The organism is Brevundimonas sp. UBA2416 (assembly GCF_002343105.1).
GTDB lineage: Bacteria > Pseudomonadota > Alphaproteobacteria > Caulobacterales > Caulobacteraceae > Brevundimonas.
This window is the reverse complement of record NZ_DDRM01000026.1, coordinates 11,068-33,339: the sequence shown is the minus strand read 5'-3', so window position 1 is coordinate 33,339 and position 22,272 is coordinate 11,068. Positions and strand designations below refer to the sequence as shown.

25 protein-coding genes and 1 pseudogene are annotated in these 22,272 nt (G+C 65.4%); 11 read left to right on the top strand and 15 right to left on the bottom strand.

The annotated features are described in order from the left end of the window. Window positions 1-401: 401 nt before the first annotated feature. From B3E43_RS09055 to B3E43_RS09040, 4 genes are all read right to left on the bottom strand, one after another. Entirely contained in the window at window positions 402-2,084 is a 1,683-nt protein-coding gene (locus B3E43_RS09055; protein ID WP_292028651.1) for a recombinase family protein, read from the bottom strand. A 12-nt stretch (window positions 2,085-2,096) separates the two neighbouring features. Continuing rightward, entirely contained in the window at window positions 2,097-2,309 is a 213-nt protein-coding gene (locus B3E43_RS09050) for a hypothetical protein (RefSeq protein WP_292028650.1), read from the bottom strand. Window positions 2,310-2,573: 264 nt separating this feature from the next. Continuing rightward, window positions 2,574-2,846, bottom strand: a complete 273-nt coding sequence (locus tag B3E43_RS09045) for an RNA polymerase sigma factor (RefSeq protein WP_135062344.1) — start codon at window positions 2,844-2,846, stop codon at window positions 2,574-2,576. Further along, the gene (locus tag B3E43_RS09040) at window positions 2,843-3,136 is read right to left on the bottom strand and encodes a hypothetical protein (RefSeq protein ID WP_292028646.1); all 294 of its coding nucleotides are present in this window, start codon (window positions 3,134-3,136) and stop codon (window positions 2,843-2,845) included. The genes B3E43_RS09045 and B3E43_RS09040 overlap by 4 nt, the downstream gene beginning before the upstream one ends. A gap of 237 nt (window positions 3,137-3,373) precedes the next feature. On the opposite strand from B3E43_RS09040, the gene B3E43_RS16120 reads away from it, so the two are divergent. From B3E43_RS16120 to B3E43_RS09030, 3 genes are all read left to right on the top strand, one after another. After that, window positions 3,374-3,682, top strand: coding sequence for a helix-turn-helix domain-containing protein (locus B3E43_RS16120; RefSeq protein ID WP_349677572.1), 309 nt, complete (start codon window positions 3,374-3,376; stop codon window positions 3,680-3,682). Between the two features lie 123 nt (window positions 3,683-3,805). Further along, window positions 3,806-4,087, top strand: coding sequence for a type II toxin-antitoxin system RelE/ParE family toxin (locus tag B3E43_RS09035; protein WP_135062347.1), 282 nt, complete (start codon window positions 3,806-3,808; stop codon window positions 4,085-4,087). 55 nt (window positions 4,088-4,142) lie between these two features. Beyond that, entirely contained in the window at window positions 4,143-4,463 is a 321-nt protein-coding gene (locus tag B3E43_RS09030) for a HigA family addiction module antitoxin (protein WP_135062348.1), read from the top strand. Between the two features lie 282 nt (window positions 4,464-4,745). Here B3E43_RS09030 and B3E43_RS09025 read toward each other — a convergent pair whose 3' ends face one another. The 8 genes from B3E43_RS09025 to B3E43_RS08990 form a co-directional block, all read right to left on the bottom strand. Beyond that, window positions 4,746-5,033, bottom strand: a complete 288-nt coding sequence (locus tag B3E43_RS09025; protein WP_135062349.1) for a zf-TFIIB domain-containing protein — start codon at window positions 5,031-5,033, stop codon at window positions 4,746-4,748. Window positions 5,034-5,681: 648 nt separating this feature from the next. Beyond that, complete coding sequence (locus tag B3E43_RS09020; protein ID WP_135062350.1) at window positions 5,682-6,665, bottom strand: calcium/sodium antiporter; 984 nt, start codon at window positions 6,663-6,665, stop codon at window positions 5,682-5,684. A 278-nt stretch (window positions 6,666-6,943) separates the two neighbouring features. Next, window positions 6,944-7,360 carry a hypothetical protein gene (locus tag B3E43_RS09015; protein WP_292028641.1) on the bottom strand — a complete coding sequence of 139 codons (417 nt, stop codon included), beginning with the start codon at window positions 7,358-7,360 and terminating at the stop codon, window positions 6,944-6,946. A 440-nt stretch (window positions 7,361-7,800) separates the two neighbouring features. Further along, window positions 7,801-8,397 carry a carbonic anhydrase gene (locus tag B3E43_RS09010; RefSeq protein ID WP_135062352.1) on the bottom strand — a complete coding sequence of 199 codons (597 nt, stop codon included), beginning with the start codon at window positions 8,395-8,397 and terminating at the stop codon, window positions 7,801-7,803. Between the two features lie 76 nt (window positions 8,398-8,473). Continuing rightward, window positions 8,474-8,659, bottom strand: coding sequence for a hypothetical protein (locus tag B3E43_RS09005; RefSeq protein WP_292028638.1), 186 nt, complete (start codon window positions 8,657-8,659; stop codon window positions 8,474-8,476). 291 nt (window positions 8,660-8,950) lie between these two features. Next, complete coding sequence (locus B3E43_RS09000; protein ID WP_167765298.1) at window positions 8,951-9,421, bottom strand: TerB family tellurite resistance protein; 471 nt, start codon at window positions 9,419-9,421, stop codon at window positions 8,951-8,953. 97 nt (window positions 9,422-9,518) lie between these two features. After that, a complete protein-coding gene (locus B3E43_RS08995; protein WP_167765300.1) occupies window positions 9,519-9,704 on the bottom strand; it encodes a YdcH family protein in 186 nt (61 codons plus the stop codon). 200 nt (window positions 9,705-9,904) lie between these two features. Further along, window positions 9,905-10,780 (bottom strand): LysR substrate-binding domain-containing protein, encoded by an 876-nt coding sequence (locus B3E43_RS08990; protein ID WP_292028630.1) that lies wholly within the window; start codon window positions 10,778-10,780, stop codon window positions 9,905-9,907. A 111-nt stretch (window positions 10,781-10,891) separates the two neighbouring features. Here B3E43_RS08990 and B3E43_RS08985 point away from each other — a divergent pair, with 111 nt between their 5' ends. From B3E43_RS08985 to B3E43_RS08970, 4 genes are all read left to right on the top strand, one after another. Then, the gene (locus B3E43_RS08985) at window positions 10,892-11,611 is read left to right on the top strand and encodes a DUF2490 domain-containing protein (RefSeq protein WP_292028628.1); all 720 of its coding nucleotides are present in this window, start codon (window positions 10,892-10,894) and stop codon (window positions 11,609-11,611) included. A 70-nt stretch (window positions 11,612-11,681) separates the two neighbouring features. Then, window positions 11,682-12,662 carry a sodium-dependent bicarbonate transport family permease gene (locus B3E43_RS08980; RefSeq protein WP_292028627.1) on the top strand — a complete coding sequence of 327 codons (981 nt, stop codon included), beginning with the start codon at window positions 11,682-11,684 and terminating at the stop codon, window positions 12,660-12,662. 167 nt (window positions 12,663-12,829) lie between these two features. Next, entirely contained in the window at window positions 12,830-13,612 is a 783-nt protein-coding gene (locus B3E43_RS08975) for a DUF6671 family protein (protein WP_292028624.1), read from the top strand. 25 nt (window positions 13,613-13,637) lie between these two features. Further along, on the top strand, window positions 13,638-13,874 hold the full coding sequence (locus tag B3E43_RS08970; RefSeq protein ID WP_292028622.1) for a hypothetical protein: 237 nt from the start codon (window positions 13,638-13,640) through the stop codon (window positions 13,872-13,874). On the opposite strand, the gene pyrC is transcribed toward B3E43_RS08970, so the two are convergent. Next, window positions 13,863-14,936, bottom strand: coding sequence for a dihydroorotase (gene pyrC / locus B3E43_RS08965; protein WP_292028620.1), 1,074 nt, complete (start codon window positions 14,934-14,936; stop codon window positions 13,863-13,865). The genes B3E43_RS08970 and pyrC overlap by 12 nt on opposite strands. Before the next feature lie 198 nt (window positions 14,937-15,134). Between pyrC and B3E43_RS08960 the strand changes: the two genes are divergently transcribed. Together B3E43_RS08960 and B3E43_RS08955 are read left to right on the top strand one after the other, a co-directional pair. Continuing rightward, window positions 15,135-15,347, top strand: a complete 213-nt coding sequence (locus tag B3E43_RS08960; RefSeq protein WP_135062363.1) for a hypothetical protein — start codon at window positions 15,135-15,137, stop codon at window positions 15,345-15,347. A 335-nt stretch (window positions 15,348-15,682) separates the two neighbouring features. After that, window positions 15,683-16,912 (top strand): potassium/proton antiporter, encoded by a 1,230-nt coding sequence (locus tag B3E43_RS08955; RefSeq protein WP_292028614.1) that lies wholly within the window; start codon window positions 15,683-15,685, stop codon window positions 16,910-16,912. Window positions 16,913-17,153: 241 nt separating this feature from the next. Here B3E43_RS08955 and B3E43_RS08950 read toward each other — a convergent pair whose 3' ends face one another. Further along, the gene (locus tag B3E43_RS08950; protein WP_292028613.1) at window positions 17,154-19,700 is read right to left on the bottom strand and encodes an ATP-binding protein; all 2,547 of its coding nucleotides are present in this window, start codon (window positions 19,698-19,700) and stop codon (window positions 17,154-17,156) included. A gap of 96 nt (window positions 19,701-19,796) precedes the next feature. On the opposite strand from B3E43_RS08950, the gene B3E43_RS08945 reads away from it, so the two are divergent. Together B3E43_RS08945 and B3E43_RS08940 are read left to right on the top strand one after the other, a co-directional pair. Further along, window positions 19,797-20,966, top strand: coding sequence for a DNA cytosine methyltransferase (locus tag B3E43_RS08945; RefSeq protein WP_292028611.1), 1,170 nt, complete (start codon window positions 19,797-19,799; stop codon window positions 20,964-20,966). A 63-nt stretch (window positions 20,967-21,029) separates the two neighbouring features. After that, complete coding sequence (locus B3E43_RS08940) at window positions 21,030-21,479, top strand: surface-adhesin E family protein (protein WP_292028609.1); 450 nt, start codon at window positions 21,030-21,032, stop codon at window positions 21,477-21,479. Between the two features lie 3 nt (window positions 21,480-21,482). Here B3E43_RS08940 and B3E43_RS08935 read toward each other — a convergent pair. Continuing rightward, window positions 21,483-22,272: pseudogene (locus B3E43_RS08935) on the bottom strand (DNA gyrase subunit B); the annotation flags it as partial.

Genomic DNA, 22,272 nt, shown 5'->3' with positions numbered 1-22,272 from the left:
GCAGCGTGTGAGCGAAGCGCCCGACTTCGAGCGTTTTGGGGTGAGCGGCATTGTGGTCGAAGACCCGCGAACCCCCGAAGCCAGCGCGGCATCTGCGCGCTGGCGGAGCCGTAACTGTGGCGTATGTGCCTGGACTAGCCACGGTGGAGGAAAACGGTCGAAGTCGGGCGGGACGCCCGACGGTTGCGGGGGCATTTTTCCATTGCGGAGCAATGGCTTCCGACTGCTCGAGAGAGCACTTACCCCGCCTATTCATGATTGGCGGGGCTATTGGCGTGTTGATCCGCCAGCACGGCCGGATCGGCGCGAGACAGTCGATTTTTACACATTCACTTACACATACGCAGACTGCGTCGTATATTATCCAGTTAGAGCAATATGTTCGGACAACTGCTCTCCCACTACGAATCTGAGGGTCGGACGTTCGAATCGTTCCGGGCGCGCCACCGCGGTTCAAAACCGCGAACTCCGCCAATAGCGGCGTAATCCCCACCATCACTGGATGCCAAGGTTCGCAACAGCTCGGTTCGCGAGCCGATGATGCGCGCCTCGGTCTTGCTGATGACCTCCACGCGCTGTGTCAGCGCCCGGAGGTGATCGCGCCGGTAGCCGCTGGTGCGGTCGTGAAGCTTGCGTCGTGCGGCGGTGGCGAACCGACTGAGAGACTCGGCGGTGATCGTCGGCGCGAGCCGGTCGACAGACGCACTGATCCGCTCGGCGTCGGCTCTGGCCTGATCACGAATGCTGGAGAGTTCGGCGACGCGATCTTTGAGGGAGGGGTCGTCCGGGGCCAGCATCCCGTTTTCGATGGCCTCATAGAGTCGATTCAGCTTGGCTTCTGCCTCGGTGGCGCGCTTGCGCATTTCGGCGACGTGACTGCGCCGCTGATCGGCCCACTCTTCCCGGCGATCCAGAAGCTGCTCCATCAACAGCGTCAGGCGCTCCGGATCGAGCAGGCGGGATTCGAGATGGCCGATGACGGCGTCGTCCAGTTTGTCCATCGGGACCGACATGCCCGTGCATCCGGTCGAGCCGATCCGTGCTTTGGTCGAACAGGCGTAGTAGCGATACTGGCCGCCCGCGCTCCCCTTCCCCGTTCTCAGGGTCATCGCCCCGCCGCAGGCGCCGCAGAAGCAGATGCCGGTGAGCAGGTTCGGACCGCTGGAAACGCGGGGCGGCGTCCACTTCGGGTTTCGGGACGCAAGGTGGGCCCTGACGGCGTCGTAGTCCGCTTTCGAGACGATAGGCGGAACGGCCATGATGGCGTGCTCGGACTCGGGCTTGGGCTTCTTGGTCAGGTAGTCGCGAGTGTTGAAGCGGTGCTCGCCCATGTAGGTCGAGCGCGTCAGGATTTGATGCACCGCGCTGATCCCCCAGCGCCCGCCATCGCGGGTCCGGATGTTCTGGTCGTTCAGCCGCGTGGCGATGGTCTTGAGCCCCATCGGACCGCGCTCCCCGTCACCGGTCAGCGCCCACCGGTAGATGGTGCGAATGACCTCGGCCTGAAGCGGATCGATCTCCAACGTCTTCTTGATCTTGGACCCGCGCTGCTCGGCGGCGACAATGCGATAGCCGATGGGCGGCCGGGCGCCGTTCCAGAAGCCCTGCCGGGCGTTCTCCTTCATGGCGCGAAGGGTGTGCTTGGCGTTCTCCCGGGATTGGTACTCGTCGAAGAGCGACATGATCTGGCGCATCATCATGCTCATGGGATCGTCGCCCAGCTCCTGGGTGATCGAGACCAGACGCACGCCGTTCTTGGCCAGCTTGCGGACATAGAATTCGAACTGGAACTGGTCGCGGAAGAACCGGGAGAAACTGTGCACCACGATCACGTCGAAGGCGGGCGGCTTGATCAGGGCCGCCTCGATCATCGACTGGAATGATGGACGCCGGTCGTCGGTGGCGGTGTTGCCCGGCTCCACATACTCGACCGCCGCCTCCCAGCCCTTGGCCTCGCAGTAGGCCGCAAGCTGGCGGCGCTGGTCCGGGATCGACAGGTCGCTGGTCGCCTGCCGGCCGGTCGAGACCCGGAGATACAAGGCAGCGCGGGCCTGGACCCCTGCGTGGTTAGCCGTGTCCGTCATGTCCTCATCCTCTCAGAGGCGCGGACCGAAGACCTCGTCCAGCACCTCGCCAAGCCAAGCCTCCACCGCCCGCACCTCGGCCGTGGTGATCAGCAGGTCGTCGGGCCAGGTGTCGGTGATGCGTATGGGTGAGCGTACCTCGACTCGCCGGGCTGGCGGAGTCCGGCGCCGCCGCCTCTGCGGCTCGGATGACGGCTGGACGTACATGGCCGCCAAGCTGACCACTCAAGAACCCGGCGCATATTCGTAAGCTCTCCATCGCAACTCTCCGGCCCCGCCTTTTCGCAAGGCGGATCGCTCCATCGATCCTTGCCCAGCCACCAGCGGGGCCCGACGAGCGGGTCAACGCCTGCGGCGCCAGCCGCAGCCCGCAGGGCGCGAAGCGGGGTTGAGGCGCTCGGACGGCTCCGCTCCACACCGGACTTTGAGGGTCGATACGGCAACGCTTGTCAGACAATGCCGGCGCAAAGCCTATCCTGCCCTCGACCCTCACGAGCGTTCAGAAGAGTGCCGCGCTTCCGCCTCGTCGACCACACCGCACAGCCGGACGAGCGCCTCGGCCAGGCGCGCTTCGGCCAATGCTTGGTCGATCCCGAGATGCGCTGCGACCTCGTCCAGCGGCATGTCCTCGAATCGGTGCAGAACGAAGACGTCGTGGCATTCGGGCGGCAGTTGCTGGATCGCTCGCACCAGAACACGACGCCCGTCCGGTTCTGCGGCCTGCGTGCGCCCTCGCCCGCATCGGAACCAGCCAAGGCTCATGGCCCTACCTGTCCTTCGACCCCGATGGCAGCCTCGACGAGGTCCAGAAGGCCACTGATCACTCTGTCGGCGACCTCGGGCGAAATCGGCAGGACCGGCTCGACCAAACCGGATCGCAAATTCCCTGAGGCGTAGAGCGGTCCAAGGACTGCGGCGAGGTCGGCTAACCCAACTGGCAAGTCTCGCAGTCCGGCCAGCCGGGCGCACCGGAGAACCTTCTTCAGATCATGACGCAGATGGATGCGGTTCCAGTCGTCGGAGAACCCGCGATGGAGGAGATAGGCCTTCAAGCCGAGTTCTATGGCAATTGCGCTCGGGTAGGCCGATCTGCCCCCTGAGCGGTCATGCTTGGTCCAGGCCATGGCGTGGAAGGTGCGGGCGTTGCGGAGGAAGGCAGCGGCTAAACGATGGTCGGGAGGACGTCGCCCTCCCCTCCGCTTCGATAACGATACGTGTCGGTGGCCAAGCATGCGTGACCTCCCGCGCAGCTGCCCGGTCGCTCAGAACATGCTGAACGGTGGAGTTTGATGGAATTTCACCTACACTCGACCGAATTTCCGCGAGTGAGTCAACGAAATTCCGTCACGCAAGAAGGAATTTCTTTCATGTTGGAGCCCAGCCAAGTCCGAATGGCTCGTGCAGCGCTGAAGATTAGCGTCAGAGAGTTGTCGTCGCTGTCCGGCGTCGCCGACTCGACCATCCTTCGGTTCGAAGCTGGGAAAGGGGCGATCCTCACGAGCAACATGCGACGCATGCAGGACGCGCTAGAGAATGCCGGCGTTGTCTTTCTCCCACCGGATTCGCAATGCGGACCAGGTGTTCGATTGAAGCTCTGATGCTGCCGTAGGCCCACGCGAAATGGCCGACTCCAAGCGAGTCACCGATGTAGCGAATCGCGCTACAAAAGCTTGACTTGTGTAGCACGTCTCGCTACAAGCTGTGCGTGGAAGGCTCTCGCCGTGATCCTCAGTTGGAAGGGCAAGCAAGCTAGGGAGGTCTTTGAGGGCAACTGCCCCAAGGGTTTCCCGGCGGACCTCTTCAAGCGGGTGCGGCGAAGCCTCTTCCAGCTGGATGCGGCCACGCGGCTCGATGATCTCAAACATCCGCCGGGAAACCGTCTGCACCGCCTCCAGGAGGATCGGGCGGGGCAGTGGTCGATCAGTGTGAACGACCAGTTCCGCATCTGCTTCCGATGGACCGATCAGGGTCCGGAGGACGTTGAGTTCGTCGATTACCACTGAGCGGGGGCTTGGTGGAACGGCCCGGGTGTCGGGCCAGAAAGAGAGAAGTCCGCCGATGGCGACGCATGACTTCGCCAACTTCGCGGCCCCCGCGCCGCACCCTGGCGAGCACCTTCGGGAAGACTACCTGCCCGCTTACGATCTCAGCGCCGGTGCCCTCGCCAAGGCGATGGGCCTTAAGGACCGGGCCCGTATAGAGCGCCTGGTGCGTGAGAAGCAGTCCATCACCGCCGATACGGCGCTGCGCTTGGCCAAGGTCTTCGGCACATCCCCTCAGTACTGGATCAACCTCCAGACCACGCACGACCTGTCCAAGGCCGCGATTGAGGGCCGCGGCGAGCTGGAACGGATCGAGCAGCTGCACGCGCCAGCGTGAGCACGGGACGAACTGCCGTTCCGGCAGATCTATGCCTACGTCCCGCGTAGATGCCCATAATCGGGTTGCCGCTGTCGGCGAACTGTCGGCATGCTGACGTGTTCAGGTATCGATATTCGCCATAGGTTAGGTGTCGATTTGAAGCAAGACATCGCGCATCGGTATCTTCTGGTCCTTGTCTGGGATGCCTTGTCGCACACGGAACGGCCAGCGCAGCTGATCTCAATCGACTTTCAGCAGTGGCCAATGCCTATCAATGAAAAGTTAATCGGTTCGAATTGCTCAGTCAAAGATATCGAAGATGTCGCGACGCTTCTTCTTGCGGTAACCTTCGTCACGACCGAATTCGTCGTCGCGATCTCTGCGGTGATCACGCTCTGGTGGGCGCATCGCGTAAGTCGTTGGCGTGGGCGACTGTCCACCTTGACTGCCACCATCCTCGATCAGCTTTTCCAGTTCGCCGCGGTCAAGCCACACGCCCCGACAAGTCGGACACATGTCAAACTCGACGCCGCTGCGGTTGACGGTTGTCATTGAGGCGTTGTCGTTGGGGCATAGCAGAAGGGGCATATCGAATCTCCGATGGATAAGGCTGTGGTGAGCGATGCCCGCCAAGGAATGCGGGCCGGATGGTAGCACGGCTACGCAATTGGCACACAGGATCAACACGCCGAAACGGGTGGCGATCCCCCGCCGCCTTTATCCGCGCCAAACCGAAAGCGGGATGTTCAGCCGCTGGGCGCCGTCGTCGACGGTGATTGGATCGATCACCGTCGATTTGGAAGGTCCGCCGAGGTTCAGCGGGCCTTGCGCGACCTGGACCGAGCTACGCGAACCGACATGAGCAGCGATGAGAATGCCGTCACAATGCCAAGGGCTATCAGGGTGCTGTAGCGCTTGAACCAGCGCGTCGAACGGGTCGTCATCGAGCCTCTCCTTGAATGAGGGGCACGCTCGCCGCCGGGATCAGGGTTCTGGAAGGTCTGGACCCCGGCATCGAGCGCACCCGATGCGGTCCGACATCACGATCGCAATGATCGTCAGAGGGGCCCGGGCCGCATGAGCAGACTGCGCCGCGCATCCGCCTGACGCCAATGCGTTATGGTGATGCGACCGATAAGCAGGACCGATAGACCAGCTCAAAAGTCAGAGCGTTCGCCAACAGCAAGGCTTGCATGCCGGGTTATGACGGTACCGACCCGGCCAGGACCGCCGCGTTCAGAAAAGGCCGGCGGTGTAGGCCGCGTAGGCAACATAGGCGGCGACGAGAACCAAGCCTTCCCGTCTGCTCAGCCGACCGCCCGTAAAGGCGAACACCATCACGACCAGAGAGACAACGACCAGGACCCAGAGGTCGAAGGCCATGATGCTGGCCGGCACAGTGGTGGGCGCCACGGCCCCTGTGAGGCCGCCGATGAACAGGATGTTGTAGATGTTGGAGCCTAGCACATTGCCGAGGGCAATGTCCCCCTGCCTGCGCCAGGCCGCCAAGGCGGAGGTGACCAGTTCCGGCAGGGACGTCCCCACCGCCACGATCGTAAGTCCGATAACGGTGTCGCTGACACCGAGTTGTTCGGCGATGCCGATGGCGGCCTCCACCAGAAGACTGCCGCCGCCTACGACCAGAGCGAGACCGGCGAGGAACAGCAGGAGTGCGACCGACAGTCGCCCCGCCGGCTGGGCGCGGGGGATCAGGGCCGGGTCGACTTCTTCCATCGCCACGGCGCGATCATAGCCGGCGCTGTGCGGGGCCCCCAGACGCTCCTGGCGGTAGGCGTAGTAGATGTACCCCGCCATCAGGACCAGGAAGGCGATTCCGGCCTCGCGCGACAGGCCCACCGTCGCACCCGCGGCCAGCAGCGCCAGAGCCGCCAGGATGCCCACGCCGCCATCGCGCCACAGGGCGCGGGCATTGACCGCGATGGGTGCGATCAGGGCGGCCACCCCGAGGATCAGGAGTGTGTTGGCGATGTTCGATCCCACGATATTGCCGAGGGCGATGCCCGGAGACCCGGCCAGGCTGGCCTTCAGGCTTGCGGCGAGTTCGGGCGTCGAGGTGCCCATACCCACCACCGTCAGGCCGATGAGCATCGGCGAGAGACGGAGTCTCTCCGCTATCCGGACCGCCCCGCGCACGAGAAGATCCCCGCCCGCAATCAGCAGGACGAGGCCTAACAACAGGAACAGGGCATCGGCCGGCATGGTGCGATCAATCGGTTCGGTTAGACGCTAAGAGCGATTCTCTGAATGTTTCCGGTCGAGGCAGCATCTCGTTAGCCGGACACGGGTCAGCGGAACGGCTCTCTGCAGGCGAGAGAACAAGGACGACGTCCCATCGCCGCATAACTTAAACAGACATCCTCCGGAAATCCCGGGGCGGTCTGGGTGTAGCGAACTGGGCGCAGAGAACGGGACCTGGGGGCGGCTCATCCCGCCGTCACCAAAAGAGAGGCCCAATACGGACGGGGTCGAGGAAAGCGTCATTGCGGTCTTTCGCCAACCCCAGGAGCGCCGGCATCGATCACAAGGCATAGCTGCCGGGTTTCTGTCCCGCTTCGCTCGGTGCGCGGCGCAATACTGACGGCCTTGTTGTCCGGGCCATAGGTCGCGAGCCATTGGCAGCCGGTCTGCAGGTCGGTTAACACGAACAGGTTCGCCTCGGCGGTTGGAGTCTTGGTGAAGGTCGCTCCGAGGGCGGCGGTGCGCAATGCCCCGACCGGGTCGGCAATGGCGCCCTGGATCTCGTGACCGCGTGAGTTCAGGCTGTCAGCGGTGGTGCGGGCCGTTTCCGCCGCCTTTTCGATGTCCTGCAGAACCGAAGTATCAATCGGTTCACATGCGGTGAGAGCCACGCCTGTAGCCAGGGTGACGAAAATGGATCGGATGGTGGGCCTCATTCGACAAGTTCCTCGAGTCTGTGGCGTGCCGCCAGAATGGCTGTTGATGGCGCAGTGGCCGCTGGATAGTGTGAAAGGTGTTTTCCGTTTATGGATCAGCGGGCCTTGCGCGGTCTGGTCCGGGGCGAACGAAAGGCCATGACCAACGATGAGAAGGCAGTCACAATGCCAAACGCCATCAAGGTGCTGTAGCGCCTAAACCAGCGCGTCGGACGGGTCGCCATCGAGCCTCTCCTGGATTGAAAGGGCGCGCTCCTGGCCGGGACGAGGGGACTCTGGAAGGACTGGACCCCGGCATCGGGCGCACCCGATGCGGTCCGACATCACGATCACCATGATCGTCAGAGGGGCCCGGGCCGCCCAGTCACGCTGACTATGTTCCTCGGCGCAGGCCAATGAGTTGTGCTCATCCGGCCGATAATCATCCCCAATAGCTCCGTCTAGACGGTCGTCAGTTCGCCCGTGGCAATGCTGAACTTCCACGCCGACAAGGCTAGTTGACCGGACTTTTCGGCCTCCCGGATCCACGGGAACGTCCTCAGATTGGTCTGGGACTGACGGAGCACGGCGTCCTCGATCGCCGCCTCGAACGTCTCGCCGGAGCCCTGCTCGGGCATGGGCCACATCACCGGCTCGGCGATGTCCACCCACGGCGCCAAGAAGTCGGGGGCGCTCCGCAGAGGACCATGAATCATCGCATGAATGCCATCGCATTGCGCGTGCCCGAGCACCACGATCCGGCGGACCTTGAGAATCTTGACCGCATACTCGAGCGCTGCACTGGTCCCGTGACACCCGCCATCGGGCGCATACTCTGGGACCAGCCCGGCCACATTGCGAATGACGAACAGTTCGCCCGGCTCCGCGTCGAAGATGGTCTGCGGATCGATCCGGGCGTCGGAGCAGGCGATGACGGCCGTCGCCGGTCGCTGGCGCCGTCGGGCCAGCCGAGCATACCTCTCCGCCTGGGCCGGCCAGACTGCCGAGCGGAAGCGACGGTAACCCGCCATCAAAGCATCGTCCGGGTCCAGCGTCATGGCTCAGCCGCGGCGGTCTTGACCGGGCCGGTGCGCCACAGCGACCAATGGACGCCCGTCGCGAGGATGGCGAAGGTCACGCGCCGGGAGGGGCGGCGGGGCATTTCTCCCACTCCATGAGGTCGGCGACGAAGACCGTCGAGCCGACGAAGATCAAAACGCCGAAGCTGAGGCCAAGGGTCAGATACCCCAGCGACATCAGCCGGCTCTCGACGACGGCAATCTCGCGGTGCTTCTTGTGCGGGACGCCCAGGTCGAGCACGCGCAGGATAACGACGAGAGCCGAGAAAGGCCGCCCACATCCAGACCGGCTTGGTCATACCGTCCTCGGTTGGATATTCCATGGATCAAGCTCCGCCCTGTTTCCGCGATCAGGCGCGGATGTCGAACGTGTGACGGCTGGCTCGGCGGGTGACCGCGTCGTCGGTGATCGCTCCGGGTGGCTCCACGGGGCGGGTCGTCGGCGAACTCCGATGTGCAGCGACTCGGCAGGTCATCTGCGAGAGTTGAACCGCCAAGCCACGGGCGACGGGCATCGAAATCGGGCTGATCCTCATCGCCGCCCTCCCTCGCCGGAGATCAGTTCGTAGCGCGCGGGATCAAGGTCCAGCAGCCGGCAGAGGCGCAGAATAACCTCGCGCTCTTCGGCGTCGAAACCGCCGTCCGCTTCCGCGACCGAACACGCCGTGTCGACAAGCAGGTGCGAGGGTCCCGGCTGACCCCGGAGGACAGAGACCGCAGCGTCCGCCGCAGCCTCGCCGTCGTCCGGATCGCGGTCGAACCGCATGTTCAGCGCTTCGAAACCGACCATCACCTCATGCAGTCCGAAGAAGCGGATGCTCGGCGACTGGCTCATCCGGTCGATCATCCGCTTGCGTTCATCGGCCGTGACCCAGCCGTCGGCCTGTGCGACCAGAGCGCAGGCGGCGACGACTGCGTCCATCTGAGCGACGTCGCCCGCGGTCCAGACATCGTGCGGATCGACCTGAACTCGCCTTCGCCGGGTCCTGTTTGTTCTGGGCATCGGGCCTCTCTTCGGATCACTGGCTAGGCCGCGATCACGGGTTGGTGTGGGGAGCGATCGGGTCGGCGGCCAGGGGAAGCCGCCGACCCTCCCGGCGTTAGCGCGACCTTGACGGCAGCCGACGATCGTCGAAGACGGCCAGCCGGTCCTTGATGGCCAGCTTCTTCTTCTTGATGTTTGTGACCGTGCGATCATCCGGGCCCGGGCGGGCCCGCTCGTTCCTCAGCGCCATCTCCAGCAGGACATGGAAGCCCTGCAGCCGGCGCGCCAACACGATAGACATGGAGCCTCTCCTTCTCAGAACGGGAGCGCTCGCCGCCGAGACCGTCGGTTCGAAGGGGACAAACAAGCCGGACCCGTCATCGAGCGCACCCGATGCGGTCCGACATCACGATCACAGTGATCGCCAGAGGGGCCCGGGCCGCACAGACACTCTGCCGATCAAGCCGGTCCGACGCCAATGAGAAGTCGTGATGCCAGGCATCACAGCGCGATATGATCGCGATCCAGCGATCGCAGCACCTGCTCGGACAGGAGGTCCGCCGCGCCGGAGCGGGAGCCGCGCGCCCGCACCAGGGCGATCTCCGTCTCGTGCAGGTCGGGCAGACCACTGTCGAGCGACAGGGTGACGAGGTCCTTCGGCGTCATGGTCGCCGACAATACGCCGACCCCCAGCCCGGCTCTGAGCGCGGCGTGCTGGCCGGCGAGACTGGGCGAGGTGTAGGCGATTCGAAAGGCGACGCCCTGTTCGGTGAGCGCCGCCAGAGCCCGCTTGCGATAGATGTCCGGGGCCGGCGCGGTGATCAGCGGGATGATCGGGGTCTTGGCCAAGGCGGGGTCTGCGGCCACCCAGACCAGCGGCTCGCGCCACACCCGCACGCCGAGGTCGGGCCCCATTGGTTCGCGCTTTATCAGCGCCAGGTCCAGCGCGCCTTTCGAAAGTTGGTCGAGCAGATTGGCGGTGTAGTCGCAGGTGACTGCGAGACTGACCCTTGGATGACTACGGGCGAAATCGCCGAGAATACGCGGCAGGAAAGCTGTAGCGATGTCCTCAGGGGCGCCGAAGCGCACCTCGCCCTCGACATCGCCCTCATTCAACCCTGCGATGATTTGGTCGTTGAGGCGCAGCAGAGCATTCGCGGACGGGAGCAGGGTCTGGCCCTCGGCCGTCAGGATCACGTCGCGAGCGTTCCGGCTGAACAGTTCGACGCCCACCTGATTCTCCAGCCTGCGGATTTGCAGACTGATCGCCGGCTGGCTGCGCCCCAGGCGAACGCCGGCGCGGGTGAAACTGCCGGTGTCGGCGACTGTGACGAACGCCCTCAGCAGATCGAGATCGAGATTCACGAGACGATGCATCAGACCCGATCATTAGCAGAGCTTATAGGGTGCATGAGCCCATTAAACTGGCCCTTGGGGCAAGTCGAGCGCCATGGGATGCGACCCCGCCACGTCGAGATCGCAACTCCATTGACCACAGTCGTCTGCCCGAAAGCCCAACTTGCGCCCGACTGTTTTCCACCCCTGCTGCTGATCGCGCTGACGTCGGCTACCGCGCTTTTGGCCACGCCCGCTGTCGCGCAGAGCAACCAGAATTCCGGGTTCTGGACGCAGGTGAGCGCCACCGCGCCAATGGGGCGCGACCTTCTGGGATCGGTGGAGGTGCAGGGCAGGTTCAACGACGACGCGGCGATGGAACAGCGGATCCTGCGTCTGGGCGTCGGTTATCGGGCAAGTCCGGGAGCCACTGTGTGGGCCGGCTACCACTATCAGGGTGTCGAGCGGGACGGCCAACCCGGCACGACCGAGCATCGCGGCGGGCAGCAGGTTTCATTGAACATCGGCCCGGCGTTCAGCGGCGCGTTCAGCGCACGCACGCGGTTGGAACAACGCTTCGTCAGCTCGGGCGACGACGTCGGGTGGCGGCTGCGCCAGCAGCTTCGCTACGACCGCCCAATCGGGCGGGACCCTGATGTGTCGTTCGTCGCACACGCCGAGGTCTTCGTCGCCATGAATGACACGGATTGGGGGGCCAGCGGCGGCTTCGATCGGATACGGTCGTTCGTCGGCGTGGCGATCCCGGTGCGAGAGACCGTCTCCCTGGAAATCGGATACCTGAATCAACTCGACGAACCCGCGATCGACCGGATCGATCATGTGCTGTCCTTGTCGATGGTGCTCCGGCCATGAGCCCCGTCCATCCGGCAGAATGTCTTCAGGCTATGCGACATCACGGCGCCTCTGTGGATGGAGGCCTCCATTGACCGACTTCGGCCTGCCGTCCGGCCTTGCGCTCCTGACTTCCCCGGCCATCCTGTTCTTCTTCATCGGCGCGGCGGCGGCGTTCGCGCGCTCCGACCTCGCCATTCCCGAGCCCGTGTCCAAGGCGCTGTCGCTGTATTTGATGCTGGCCATCGGCTTCAAGGGCGGGGTAGAGGCGCGCGATGCGGGCCTGAACGGCGACTTTCTAGTCGCCGCGGCCATCGGCGTGGCGCTCAGCGCCCTGATGCCGCTGCTGGCGTTCATCATCCTGAAGCGGGTGTCGCGGCTGGACCGGCCCACGATCTGCGCACTGGCGGCCACCTACGGGTCGGTCTCGGTCGTGACCTTCGCCGCCGGCCAGCAGCACCTCGCTGCGGTCGGCATGACCTCCGGCGGCTATATGGCCGCCGTTCTGGCGCTCATGGAAACGCCCGCCATCCTGACGGCGCTGCTCCTGCTCAACGGCGCGGGCCGCGGCGAGCCGGGACGTCGCCGGACCATCCTCAAGGAGGTGTTCGTCGGCGCGGCCACGATCATGCTGCTCGGCAGCTTCGTTGTCGGGCTTGTCTCCGGCCAGGCCGGCATGGTCAAGCTGGAGGTGTTCGTCGGGCCGCTGTTCCAGGGAGCCCTGTGCTTCTTCCTGCTCGACATCGGCCTGATCGCGGCCCGGCGACTGATGGAGGGGGGGCGCAAGATGTCCCCCGCCGTGATCGGCTTTGCCTTGGCCTTTCCCGTGGTTTCGGCCGCCATTGCCCTCGGCCTGGCGCGCATGGCCGGGCTCGAGGCTGGAAACGCCGCCCTGCTGACCATTCTGGCAGGCTCCGCCTCCTATATCGCGGTCCCCGCCGCCATGCGGCTTGCCGCGCCCGAGGCGGACCCCGGCGTGTACGTAACCGCGTCCTTGGCCGTGACCTTCCCCTTCAACCTGACGATCGGCATCGCCCTCTACGCCGCCGCGGCGGCCTGGCTCTGGCAGTGAGTTTCCTCATGCGTTCCGTGTCTCAATCCTCAACCCAGGCGGCGTTTCGTCACCGCGAGACCCCGGGGAGAATGCGACCTTTACCGGCGCGGGACGGTGGCCCCCCATGGCCGGGCGAACGGGCGGTTTTGGCCACGATGCATGGAAAGGAGACGGCGATCACGCCGGTGATCGCTCGCTTCATGGGCCTCGAGGTGGGGGTGCCCGCCGGGCTGGACACCGACGCGTTTGGAACCTTCAGCCGCGAGGTCGAGCGCAGGGGGACTCCGCTCGACGCGGCGCGGGCAAAGATCGCCTCCGGTTTCGATCTGATGCCTGAAGCGCGCTTCGGTCTGGCCAGCGAAGGCAGTTTCGGGCCTCACCCTCTGATTCCGTTCCTGCCCCTTGGGCGCGAGATCGTGGTCCTGATCGACCGTCTGTCCGGACTCGAACTAGTCGGCCAGTTCGCCGGGATCAGGACGAATTTCGCGCACGAGATCGTGAATACGATCGAAGCGGGACGGACCTTCGGCGCCCGGATCGGTTTTCCGGACCATGGCCTGATCGTCACGGCCTCCATCGATCGGGCGCCGGCGCCGGATGTCGCGCTGATCAAGGATATCGGCGGTTGGGACGCCCTCGACGGAGCGATCGAACGCGTCATCGGCCTGACAGGGAGCGCTCTGGTCGAAACCGACATGCGGGCCCATCGCAATCCCCACAGGATGCAGGCGATCCGGCGCGCCACGCTGGATCTGGTCCGGCGATCCCGGAGCGCCTGTCCCGCCTGCGGTCGACCGGGATACGTCGTGACCGAGCGCTTGCCGGGCCTGGCCTGTGCGGACTGCGGCGGGCCCACGGTGAAGATCCGCGCCGAGCGTCTGACCTGCGCCGGCTGCGGTCATTGGCTGGAGCGCCCGGTTCCGGCCGCGAAAGCCGATCCCGGATCCTGCGGCGACTGCAATCCTTAGATCAACTGGCATGGGGTGAACTATGATGACCGGGAAAGACGATCGGGCCGCCGCAGCCTTGGCCGCCATCGACGAGCGCATCGCCTGGGTTCTGGAGAGTCCCGGCATGAGCGTCTGGCTCAAGTCGGCGTTGAAGTCGGCATTGGCGGAAAACCCCATCACCCTGTCCAATGACCTGGAAATTCTGACTCATTTGATCGTGCCAAGAGTAAATGCGTTGCTGCGACAGCCCCTCGGCGACGGAGGCCTGTCATCCCGCTGAGACGGGCCCCAGGAATCGCCATGGCAGGGTTTCGTCGGCGTGGAAAGGGACCAGGTCGCCTTCGGATGTCCCCGCAAGCCGTTCCGGGACAACCAGAGGATCGCGCTCCAGAATGATGGAAGTCGTGTTCAGGGGCAGGCCATAGAAGCGCGGGCCGTGCTCAGAGGCGAAACCTTCCAACCGGTCGAGCGCCCCATCTTCTTCGAACGTCGCCGCATAGCTTTCGATAGCGAAAGGGGCATTGAAGATGCCGGCGCATCCACACGCGGACTCCTTCTGGCCGATCAGGTGCGGGGCGGAGTCGGTGCCGAGGAAGAATTTGGGCGAGCCTGACGTCGCCGCGCGCCGCAGGGCGAGCCGGTGTCGCTCGCGCTTGGCCACTGGCAGGCAGTAGGCGTGCGGGCGCAGACCTCCGGCGAACATGGCGTTCCGGTTCAGGCGCAGATGATGGGGGGTGATGGTCGCGGCGAGATTCGGGCCGCCGCTCTCGACGAAGGCTACCGCATCGGCGGTGGTGATGTGCTCGAACACTGCCCTGAGCGCCGGAAAGTCAGCAATGATCCTGGAGAAAATCGTCTCGATAAAGACCGCCTCGCGATCAAAGATGTCGATCGCCGGGTCGGTCACCTCCCCGTGCAGCAATAGCGGCATGCCAAGGCGCTGCATCCGTTCCAGGACGGGATAGATCCTGCGGACGTCGGTCACCCCGTGGTCGGCGTTGGTGGTCGCGTGGGCCGGATAGAGTTTGCAGGCCGCGAAGACCCCGGTTTCGAAACCGCGGTTGATCTCGTCAGGGTCGGCGTCGTCGGTCAGGTAACAGGTCATCAGGGGCTCGAACGTCCCGCCAGGATCCAGCGCGTTGAGGATTCGGGTGCGATAGCCTTCGGCGGCGGCGGTCGTGGTGACCGGTGGGGTCAGATTCGGCATGACGATCGCGCGTCTGAACTGGCGCGCCGTGTATCCGACGACGGACCGAAGCATATCCCCGTCGCGAAGGTGAACATGCCAGTCGTCCGGAGCGCGAATGACAAGACGTCGAGAGGGGGGAAGCAGTGCGGGCATCCGCTAACGCTAGCCGATTCCGGGCCGCGCGCCGACATCGAACAGGGAAACCTCAACTTGCCCAAACGGAGCCTCCCATCGGAAGGCTGCTTGGAAATGGATCGAAGAGAGTTCGAGGAGCTGGCAGCCGGTGCACGACTGCCCTTTCCGAGCGCCGAATGCGTCGGTGACAGTGCATGATTCGACTGGCTGTTCGAAATGGACGCCTCTTTGGCTCCAATTCAGGGCGATGGGAATGACCAGCTTTCGCTACAAGTCAGCATCTTTGATGAAGGCAGCCAGCCTCAAGAACCGAACATGATCCTTCGCCGTGGCGGTGAAGCTCGACTTTCGATCGGGCAACAAGGCCCGGATGGTCAGATGATCGACGGTCTCGAACTCACCCTGCGTCCGATCACAGCGACTGAGTGAACCTGCTCCAAGGTTTGCAACGCGTCGAACTATGCCCTTGGCTGCCTGCCGAACAGCAAGCCTTCCGACCTTTCATCCTGGCAGCGGCACAGTGGCCTGATAGTTCTCAGCATCATCCACGGTGGCGCACGTACGACGTCACGCGCCATGCCCCGGTGGGTCGACAACGCCCGCTTTCTAAGGTCCGCTTTGCGCCAGGATGCCAAGGACCACTTTCGACCCGAAGCGGAAGTCTAACCCGACACCTTGTGGCTTGAACGCCTCGGGTAGACTGGCCTTGTCAGTTGACCTGCGCGCCCTTGTCATCGGACGTGTGGTCCGGTTCAAGAAGAGGGATGAATCCAGTCGATTATGCCTTCCTGATCGTCGCAGTCCTTTTGCTGTCCACGGTGTTGGCTGGCAGCCTGTCCAGCCGTTTCGGATTGCCGGCCATGATCGGCTTTCTGGCCTTGGGCATGATCGCCGGATCGGACGGCCCGTTCGGCATCGTATTTTCGGATTACGCCTTGGCCCAAACCATCGGCGTGGCGTGCCTGATCTTCATCCTCTTCTCGGGCGGCCTGGACACCGACTGGAAGCTGGTGCGCCCCATAGTGGCCCCGGCCCTTGTCCTGTCCACCGTCGGGGTGATGATAAGCGCCGGGATCATCAGCGTGGCCGCGGTGCTGCTGCTGGACTTCACGCCCGTTCAAGGGTTCCTGCTGGGGGCCGTCATCGCCTCTACAGACGCCGCCGCAGTCTTCTCCATTCTTCGTGGGCAGGGTGGGGCGCTGAGGAAGGACCTGACCGGCCTGATCGAGCTGGAGTCCGGCTCGAACGATCCGATGGCCATCTTCCTTGTCGGGGTCGCGCTCGTGCTGGTGGCGACGCCCCAAGCCTCGCTTCTGCCGTTCGCCCCGTCGTTCCTGATGCAGATGGGCGTCGGAGCCGTAGTGGGGATTGGTGTCGGATTTCTGCTGCCCAGCTTCATAAAGCGCATGCGGCTGCGCGGCAGTGGCCTGTCGCTTGTGGTGTCCATCGGCGCAGCCCTGTTCAGCTACGGGTTCGCGGCGGTGGTCGGCGGCAACGGCTTTCTAGCGGCCTATCTGGCCGGCCTCATGGCGGGCAACCGCGACTATACAGCGAGACGCACCATTTCGCTGTTCCAGGACGGCTTGGCTTGGCTGGCCCAAGTGGTCATGTTCCTGACGCTGGGACTGCTGGTCTATCCGACCCAGTTGCCCAGTGTGGTGGGTCCCGGCCTCGCCGTGACAGCGGTGCTGATGCTGGTGGCGCGCCCCCTGAGCGTGTTCATCTGCTTGGCGCCGTTCCGGGTATTCGACTGGCGGGCCAAGCTGTTCGTCTCATGGGCCGGTTTGCGTGGTGCGGTCCCTATCGTGCTGGCCACCTTCCCTATCGTGGCGGGGGTTCCGGGGTCCCAGACCATCTTCAACATCGTATTCTTCGTGGTCATCGTCTCGAGTCTGTTGCAGGGGCCGACGTTGGCGTGGGTGGCCAAAAAACTTGGGGTGCAGGGGGACGAGCCCGGGGTCAATCTGCAGTCGGCGGCCCGCTCGGTTTCCTGATCTTTTGCATTACCTATCGGGACCACGCTCAGCGGTCCGAGTCCGCTCACCACCCATCGCAGACCTTGAGCGCGTCCGATTCCGGGCGAAGCGGGTCTGGCTAGCTGACCACCGCGACAAGGGCGCAATAGTTCTCGGTATCATCCACGGCGGCGCGCCATTTTCTTCCAGAGATTCAGACCGCCGTCCGGGACGCCGGGCCGGGCGCAAGCGGTATCCGCATTGAGCGGGCCGCCAGTGGTCAGGCCGCTTCCGCGCTCTGATCCTGCGCTGCGCCCGCCAGCACCTGCTCTATCCCCGCGAACAGGGTCGCCATGGTCACGGGCTTGGCCAGGTGTCCGTCGGCGCCGGCCTTGCGTCCGGCCTCGATATGCTCGGGCATGGCGTTGGCGGTCAGCATCAGGACCGGCGTGCGGCTCCAGCCGCGCTGCATCTCGTACGCGCGGATTTCGGCGGTGGCGGTCAGGCCGTCCATCACCGGCATCTGCATGTCCATGAGGACCAGATCGAAGCCGCCGCCCCGGTAGGTCTCCAGCGCCTCGCTGCCATCCGCCACGCAGACGAGATCGGCGCTGGCGCCCGACAGCAGAACCTCGATGACCTTGCGGTTGGCCGGGTGATCGTCGGCCAACAGAATCCGCAGCGGAACGGCGTCGGACCCACTCGCGGGGACGGGCGTTTCGCCCGCCTGCGCAGCGTCCGCCGGCGGTAGCGGCGTCTCGAACCAGAACCGGGAGCCGACGCCGGGCTCGCTGTCGCAGTCCAGATCGCCGCCCATCAGTTCGGCCAGTTCGCGAGAGATGGTCAGGCCCAGACCGGTGCCGCCGAAGCGGCGCGTGATCGAGCCGTCGGCCTGATGGAAGCGGCCGAAGATGCGGGCCTTCTGATCCGGTTCAAAGCCGACACCGGTGTCCGTCACGGTGAAGCGAACGCGGTCCCCGGCAACATCCTCGATGCTGAGCCGGACCTCGCCCTGGGCAGTGAATTTCAGCGCATTGCTGACCAGATTGGTCACGATCTGGCGGATGCGCACCACATCGCCATAGACCTGCCGCTCCGCCTCCGCCGGAATCTCGATCGCCAGGACGACGCCCTTTTCCTCGGCCTTGGGTCGCCACAGGGCGGCTGTCTCGCGCACGACATTGGCCAGATGGAACGGCGCCGGCTCGATCGTGATCTGGCCGGACTCGATCTTGGCGGTGTCGAGGATGTCCGAGAGCAGGCGCTCCAGCGTGTCGCTGGAGGACCGCACGATATCGACCATCTCGCGTTCGCGCGGGCCCAGATCGCTGCGGGCCAGGGCGTCGGCCATGGCGACCACCCCGTTCAGCGGCGTGCGAATCTCGTGGCTCATATTGGCGAGGAAGTCGCTCTTGGACCGGCTGGCTTCCTCGGCGGCGCGACGGGCCAGTCGCAGGTGGCCGGCCGAACGCCACTGCCAGACCAGCAGACCGGCGGCCGTGAGGAAGAAGACCACGGCTATGCCGACGATCCAGCGCTGCGCGCTGATGACGTCCTCGTGCAGCCGGGTGTTGGTGCGCGCGGTTTCGAGCTGCCGCCGGCGTTCGGCCAGCTGTTCCTGCATGTCGCCCGTGACCTGGCCGATGCCGGCGCTGAACCGGCGCGCGGTCTGGATGTCCTGGGCCTTGTGATAGGCCTCCAGTCGCTGGAAGGCTTCGCGCGTCCGGCCCTCGGCGAACAGCAGGGCGGCCTCGACCCGGGGAACTTCCGAAAAGCCCTCTTCGCGGAACAGCCCGGCGGCCTCACGGCGGCGGATCTCCGCCAGATCGCGGCGGGCGAGGCCGAGCTGGCCGGTCCGGGCGTAGGCGAGAGCGCGTGACGGCAGCATCTGCGGCGCCAGAAAGTCGGCTGCGCCGAGATCGGCGCCATAGGGCGACAGGCAGTTGAGAACGCCACGCGAGTCGCCGCCGCCGTCCGCGACCATGGCGCACAGGTTGGCGTCATAGACCATCAGGCTCTCCATCCCGGCTCGCACGGACAGCCGGTGATGGGCGGCATAGAGCTGGTTGGCCAGTTCCTGATCACCGACCTGAACCGACAGGCGTGTCAGGTTGTAGAGGGCGTCGAAATCGGGGCGGGGATAGGCGGGGTTGGAGAAGTCGATCTCGAAGCGACGGAAGGCTGTGGTCGCGCCCTCGATGTCGTTCAACTTCATCAGGCCGATACCCGTCACCTCCCAAAGTCCGGCCCGGGCTGTGTCGACATAGGGGGCATCATCGGGAATGGCGGCGTCGGCTTCGGTCAGGAGCCGGAGCCCCTCGCCGATGCGATCCTTGTCCATCAATGCGAGCGCGCTGAGGCGCATGGCGTGCGCCTTGACGAACCAGTCGGTGGTGGTGCGGCCGATCTGGTCCATTTCGGCCGAGGCGGCCGTGTCGCCGCTGTCGTAGCGGATGGTCAGGGCGTTCAGCCGGGCGATCATCTGATACCGCGCGTCCCGGCGGTCCAGGGCGGCGGCGGCGAGGCGATTGTTCCAGACCTCGGCCCTCTCGAAATCGCCCTGGTTCAGGGTGATCCACATGACGTGATAGAGCCGGTTGAGACCCTCCCGGCCGGGGTGCTCCAGGGCGGACTCGCCGAAAGCCTCAAGCGCGGGAAAGCTGGTGGCGGCGGCGCGTTGCTCAACACGCTGCGCCAGCTCGACCCGGCTCTCGCGGGACTGCGTCGCAGCCTCCGCGCCGCCGGCGATGGCGAGCACGAAGAGCAGGACGGCGACGAGAACAAACTTCACTGAAGGCATGTCGTTTCCGTGGTGATCGTCGTTCATGACACGCCGACCCTTTCACAAGCTTTAGCGGCGCAAGACTTTTCCGGGATCGGACCGTCTGTGGACTTCCGCCCCCTGCCGGGTCAGCGTTCCGGAATGGCCGAATCGTCCGTCAGAGAGTCCGCGCCGGGGGGCTATTACGAGTTCTTCGCCGGCGGCGGCATGGTGCGCGCCGGACTTGGCGAAGACTGGCGCTGCCTGTTCGCCAATGACTTCGATCCGGCCAAGGCCGCGGCCTATCGCGCCAACTGGGGCGATGCGGCGCTGAGGGTCGGCGACATCGCGGGCCTGACCGCCGCCGACCTTCCCGGAAAGGCGGACCTGATGTGGGGCTCGTTTCCCTGCCAGGACCTGTCGCTGGCGGGCGTCGGCGCGGGTCTGGGCGGCAAGCGGTCAGGGACGTTTCACGACTTCTGGGGTCTGGCCCGATCGCTGGCTGCAGAGGGTCGGGCCCCGCGGATCGTAGCCGTGGAGAATGTCTGCGGAACCCTGACCTCGCATGGCGGGCAGGATTTCGAGGTCATCTGCCGGACCTACGCAGACGCCGGCTATCGCTGCGGGGCGCTGGTCATCAATGCCGACCGTTTCGTACCGCAGTCCCGGCCGCGGCTGTTCGTGATAGGCGTGCGCGAGGATGCGGCCCCGGACCCGGCCCTGACGGCGCCCATGGCTGACGGGCCGTTTCATCCGCCGGCCCTGCGCCGGGCGGTGGAACGTCTGCCAGGTGAGTTGCAGGGCCGGATGGTCTGGTGGCGGCTGCCGGAGCCGGGCGTTTCAAACGCGAGTCTGGCTTCGGTGATCGAGGCCGAACCGTCGGACGTTCGCTGGCATTCGGCGGCGGAGACGAACCGGCTGCTGGCGCTGATGTCGCCAAAGAACCTGGCCAAGGTGGAGGGCGCGCGCAGAACGGGCGAGCAATGCGTCGGGGGGCTGTACCGCCGAACGCGGCGGGACGCTGCGGGCGGGCGGTTCCAGCGCGCCGAGGTGCGGTTCGACATCGCCGGCTGCCTGCGGACCCCGGGCGGCGGATCGAGCCGCCAGACCCTGCTGGTGGTCGAAGGCGGGCGGGTCCGATCCCGTCTGATGTCGGCGCGGGAGACGGCGCGGCTGATGGGCCTGCCCGACAGCTACCGTTTGCCCGGCTCCTACAGCGCGGCCTGTCATCTGACGGGAGACGGGGTCGCCGTGCCCGTGGTGCGACATCTGGCGCAATGGCTGCTGGAGCCGCTGCTGGCGACACAGGCGGGACTTCGTCGGGCGGCCTGACTGCGCCCTTGCCAAAGGCGTTCAGCGGGGCATCATAGCTGTGGGGGATCCGGGGAGATCATCGTGAAACATCTATTGGGTGGACTGATCGTTCTGGGGCTGTGCGCGGCCCCGGCGGCGGCGGCGGCGGCGGCGGAAACCTGGCACGCGTTCTCGCGCAGCGCCAACTCGGCCTATATGGCCGACGTCGACAGCATTGTGGTGGACGGCGACATCACCCGCGTCCTGCTGGCCATCGTTCCGCTGCGGGGTGAGGCCGGGGACCTGAGCCACACCGTCGATACCTATGAATTCCGCTGCGGACCGAACCAGTGGCGCAGCACCCTGTCGATCGAGTACGGCACCGACGGCGAGGAAATGGGCCGGTATCCGGACGAGAGCGACTGGGTGAACGCCCGGGACGGCACCATCCCGGGTATCCTCAAGGAGATCGCCTGCGACGGCGTCCGGGCCAATCCGCCCCACTGGCCGGCGATCAGCGCCTTTGTCGAGGCGAGGGCTCCCTCGGCCTGATCGTCAGGCGTCGACCGCCGCATCCAGCGCATTGGCCTGGATGAACTCGCGGCGCGGCTCGACCACGTCGCCCATCAGCTTGGCGAACAGGTCGGACGCGTCTTCCTGATGCTCGACCTGCACCTTCAGCAGGGTGCGGGCGTTGACGTCGAGGGTGGTTTCCCAGAGCTGTTCCGGGTTCATCTCGCCCAGACCCTTGTAGCGCTGGATGGCGAGGCCCTTCTTGCCCGCGTCCAGCACCGCCTCGAGCAGGTCGAGCGGACCGCGGATGGTCACGGCCTTGTCCTTGCGGCGGAAGACGGCCGGCTTGTCGAACAGACCCTCGAAGGCGACCGAGCGTTCGGCCAGACGACGGGCGTCGAGCGAACGGATCAACGCCTCTTCCAGCACGATGCGTTCGGTGACGGCACGGCGCACGCGTTCGAAGGCCACAGCCCCCTGCGCGCCCGGTGAACCGGACCAGTTGCCGTCGCCTTCCTCGGCGTAGAGGTTGAGGCGGGTGGCGGCCTTGGACGGATCGGCGGCGTCCTCGTCGAACAGGCCCGCCAGCGCGGACTGCTCGATGGCGAAGGCGGGGGCGCGCTGCGACAGGCGATCGACGCCGGCCTTGAAGGCCTTGGCCTCGCGCACAAGGGACTGCAGGTCAAAGCCGGTGCGGCGTTCGCCGGACGGCAGGTCCAGCTCGGCCTCCGTGGAGCCCTCCTCGATGAGGTAGGCGTCCATCTCGGACTGGTCCTTGAGGTAGCGGGACTGCTTGCCCTTGGACACTTTGTAGAGCGGCGGCTGGGCGATG

Coding starts and splice junctions, on each gene's coding strand:
- pyrC (WP_292028620.1), bottom strand. CDS start 14,936: ATGCCCGCACTGCTTCCCCCCTCTCGACGTCTTGTCATTCGCGCTCCG.
- B3E43_RS08960 (WP_135062363.1), top strand. CDS start 15,135: ATGGACGCCTCTTTGGCTCCAATTCAGGGCGATGGGAATGACCAGCTT.
- B3E43_RS08995 (WP_167765300.1), bottom strand. CDS start 9,704: ATGTCTATCGTGTTGGCGCGCCGGCTGCAGGGCTTCCATGTCCTGCTG.
- B3E43_RS08970 (WP_292028622.1), top strand. CDS start 13,638: ATGACCGGGAAAGACGATCGGGCCGCCGCAGCCTTGGCCGCCATCGAC.
- B3E43_RS09055 (WP_292028651.1), bottom strand. CDS start 2,084: ATGACGGACACGGCTAACCACGCAGGGGTCCAGGCCCGCGCTGCCTTG.
- B3E43_RS09045 (WP_135062344.1), bottom strand. CDS start 2,846: ATGAGCCTTGGCTGGTTCCGATGCGGGCGAGGGCGCACGCAGGCCGCA.
- B3E43_RS09000 (WP_167765298.1), bottom strand. CDS start 9,421: ATGCCCAGAACAAACAGGACCCGGCGAAGGCGAGTTCAGGTCGATCCG.
- B3E43_RS16120 (WP_349677572.1), top strand. CDS start 3,374: ATGGAATTTCACCTACACTCGACCGAATTTCCGCGAGTGAGTCAACGA.
- B3E43_RS09010 (WP_135062352.1), bottom strand. CDS start 8,397: ATGACGCTGGACCCGGACGATGCTTTGATGGCGGGTTACCGTCGCTTC.
- B3E43_RS08990 (WP_292028630.1), bottom strand. CDS start 10,780: ATGCATCGTCTCGTGAATCTCGATCTCGATCTGCTGAGGGCGTTCGTC.
- B3E43_RS09030 (WP_135062348.1), top strand. CDS start 4,143: ATGGCGACGCATGACTTCGCCAACTTCGCGGCCCCCGCGCCGCACCCT.
- B3E43_RS08955 (WP_292028614.1), top strand. CDS start 15,683: ATGAATCCAGTCGATTATGCCTTCCTGATCGTCGCAGTCCTTTTGCTG.
- B3E43_RS09015 (WP_292028641.1), bottom strand. CDS start 7,360: ATGAGGCCCACCATCCGATCCATTTTCGTCACCCTGGCTACAGGCGTG.
- B3E43_RS09025 (WP_135062349.1), bottom strand. CDS start 5,033: ATGCCCCTTCTGCTATGCCCCAACGACAACGCCTCAATGACAACCGTC.
- B3E43_RS08950 (WP_292028613.1), bottom strand. CDS start 19,700: ATGAACGACGATCACCACGGAAACGACATGCCTTCAGTGAAGTTTGTT.
- B3E43_RS08945 (WP_292028611.1), top strand. CDS start 19,797: ATGGCCGAATCGTCCGTCAGAGAGTCCGCGCCGGGGGGCTATTACGAG.
- B3E43_RS09020 (WP_135062350.1), bottom strand. CDS start 6,665: ATGCCGGCCGATGCCCTGTTCCTGTTGTTAGGCCTCGTCCTGCTGATT.